Genomic DNA, 1,697 nt, shown 5'->3' on the forward strand with positions numbered 1-1,697 from the left:
AACGCCGAAGACGTGACCTTTGCGGCTGGCCCGCGGCCGCTGGTGCAATATCCGCAAAAACGACCGCTGACCCTGGTGACCACTCGCCCGCCGCACCTGGAGACGCCCTTCGCTGTCTTCAACGAAGGGCCCATCACGCCCAACGACGCCTTTTTCGTGCGTTACCACCTGGCCAATTTCCCGACCAGCATCGATCCGGCCAGTTACCGCCTGACGATCAAGGGCTCGGTCGACACGCCGCTGTCCCTGTCCCTTGCCGAACTCAAGGCCCTCGCCGAACCGATAGAGGTGGTGGCCGTCAACCAGTGTTCGGGTAACAGCCGTGGCTTCTCGATGCCGCGGGTGTTCGGCGCTCAGTTGGGCAATGGGTCAATGGGCAATGCCCGCTGGGTGGGGGTGTCGCTCAAGACGGTACTGGAAAAGGCGGGGGTGCAAGCCGACGCCAGGCAAGTGACCTTCCGAGGGCTCGACAAGCCGGTGCTGCCCAGCACGCCGGAGTTCATCAAGGCCCTGGACATCAGCCATGCCATGGACGGCGAGCCCATGATCGCCTGGTCAATGAACGGTGCCGACCTGCCATTCCTCAACGGCTACCCGATACGGCTGGTGGTGCCCGGCTATTTCGGCACGTACTGGATCAAGCACCTGAGTGAGATCGAAGTCGTCGACCACACCTACGACGGTTTCTTCATGGCTAAAGGTTATCGGGTGCCGGACGACGACTGTTTCTGCATCGCCCCCGGCACCACCGCGGCGCAAACCCAGCCGATTTCCAGATTGCCGGTACGCAGTTTCATCACCAGCGTTAAACAGGGCGATGTGTTGCCGTTGAACAAAAGCGTGGTGCTCAAGGGCATAGCGTTCGACGGCGGCGTTGGCGTCAACAAGGTGGAAGTGTCGATCGACGGCGGCAAGCATTGGCGCGAAGCCAGGCTTGGGCAGGATCTGGGCCGTTTTTCCTTCCGCGAGTGGACGCTGCCGATCACCTTTCACAGCAAGGGCGCCACTGCGTTGATGGTGCGCGCCAGCAACAGTGCGGGCGAGACGCAACCGCTGCGAGCCGACTGGAACCCCGGTGGCTACCGCCGCCACGTCGTGGAAACCAGCCACGTGACCGTCGCCTGAGGAGGCCCGCATGAAACCCATGACCACCTTGCTGTGCGCGGCGCAGTTTTGTCTGGCTGCCATGGCCAGCGCAGCACCCCTGTCGATCACCTTGCCGCCCGAAACGGCGGCGTTCAAGCCCAGTGCGCTGCCTGGCTATCCATTGGCGCAGCAGAAATGTTCCACCTGCCATTCGGCCGATTACATCAGCTTCCAGCCGCCTGGCTTGACCCTGGCGCAGTGGACTGCAGAAGCGGGCAAGATGCAGCACGTGTACGGTGCGCCCATCAGCGATCGGGAGGTGAGCATTATCGGCGCCTACCTGGCGGTGACCTACGGCAGTGCCCAGGCGAGCGATGCCGAGGTGCAGGCGGCGTCGAACCCGTCGGCGGGCCAGCCCCTGGCCACGCCTGCAACAAAAGTCGACGCCATGGCCTTGCTCCAGGGCAACGGTTGCCTGTCCTGCCACGCGATCGATCATAAGGTCGTCGGCCCGGCCTATCACGAGGTGGCGGCCAAGTATGCCAATGACCCGCAGGCACTGGCCAAGGTAACGTCCAGCATCCAGCGCGGCAGTACCGGCAAATGGGGGG

General features: G+C 63.5%; 2 protein-coding genes. Both read left to right on the forward strand.

Going from position 1 to position 1,697, the window contains the following annotated elements; translation table 11 throughout:
• Nucleotides 1-1,125, forward strand: a 1,125-nt coding sequence (locus F8N96_RS34770) for a molybdopterin-dependent oxidoreductase (RefSeq protein ID WP_150801635.1), incomplete at its 5' end; no start/stop codon positions are given.
• Nucleotides 1,126-1,135: 10 nt separating this feature from the next.
• A partial coding sequence (locus F8N96_RS34775) for a c-type cytochrome (RefSeq protein WP_150801636.1) occupies nucleotides 1,136-1,697 on the forward strand: 562 nt, incomplete at its 3' end.

Source organism: Pseudomonas fluorescens, from assembly GCF_902497855.1.
In the GTDB taxonomy this organism is placed as follows: Bacteria; Pseudomonadota; Gammaproteobacteria; order Pseudomonadales; family Pseudomonadaceae; genus Aquipseudomonas; species Aquipseudomonas fluorescens_BI.